The sequence below is a fragment of the Vibrio sp. 1402 genome (assembly GCF_033340275.1).
Map to the genome: position 1 here is coordinate 1 of NZ_JAWOWE010000069.1, position 1,165 is coordinate 1,165.

Below are 1,165 nucleotides of genomic sequence, written 5' to 3' on the forward strand. Positions count from 1 at the left end.
TCCTTCCATTTCATTGCAAAAGACTGGGGGATTATCGCGATATTGTCACTCTTAATCACATTTAACACGACGCCAGAAAGAGAAGATGCCACGGTTTCGACTTGTACGTTATTTAGGTATTGGTTGTGATTGGTCGTTTGGCTCACAGCCCATTCATCAGTCAGCACGCAGTGTTTCTCTTTAAAAAAACTGCTTGGTTGCATATTTCGGAGCATTCCGATCAGTCATTTCGGGATTATCCGATCACCCATTTCGGTTTAAACCGATCACTGATTCCGCGATTATCCGATCACTTTTAGCCTAACTCCGAAATCGGTGATCGGAATAGCGAAAACCCCGATCGGAATGCCCGAAATCCTTCCTTTTTCTCTTTTAAATCAATAGCTCGCTATTCTTTACTTCTTAAACAAGAACGTAAGGAAGCGACCATGGCCAAAAAGAGAACTCCAATGAACAAAATCAAAGAGGTATTACGCCTTAAGTACGACTGCGGTCTCTCCAATCGTGGTATCGCTTCTTGCTTGAAACTCGGCCCGTCCACCATATCGGAACTCCTGACTCGCTTTAAACAAAGCCAACTTGGCTGGCCTCTACCCGAAAGTTGCAGCGATGCTGATCTCACGCAAGCGCTGTATCACAGCAAGAAAGCCAGTCGCGATAAAGTCATGCCAGACTTCACTCAATACGCAGTCGAACTCAGACGTAAAGGCATGACGAAGATGCTGCTCTGGCAGGAATATCATGAGCAATATCAAGAGCAAGCTTACGCTTACACTCAGTTCTGCGAGCACTTCACTCGTTGGTTCAAAACCCAAAAGCGCAGCATGCGTCAGCTCCATGTGGCAGGTGACAAGCTGTTTATCGATTACTGTGGGCTTCGGCTTCAGGTAGTCAATCCTGACACAGGCGAAGTACGAGAAGCAGAAGTGTTCGTGGCGACCTTGGGCGCGTCCAATTACACCTATGTTGAAGCCTTCTCAAGCCAAGGTAAGTCATACAGGTTAGAGGCGCGCCAATGCGTTAGAGCACCTCGGCGGCGTACCACAACACTTGGTTCCCGATAATCTGCGTAGCGCGGTCACCAAAGCTAACCAATATGAGCCAAGGCTTAACGAGAGTTATCAGAAACTGGCGAATCACTATCAAACTGCCGTAATGCCAGCTC

General features: G+C 47.3%; 2 pseudogenes. One reads left to right on the forward strand and one right to left on the reverse strand.

The window, feature by feature from the left end:
• Positions 1-203 (reverse strand): annotated as a pseudogene (locus tag R7044_RS24150) (LysR family transcriptional regulator); the annotation flags it as partial.
• A gap of 225 nt (positions 204-428) precedes the next feature.
• Here R7044_RS24150 and istA point away from each other — a divergent pair.
• Positions 429-1,165: pseudogene (gene istA, locus R7044_RS24155) on the forward strand (IS21 family transposase); the annotation flags it as partial.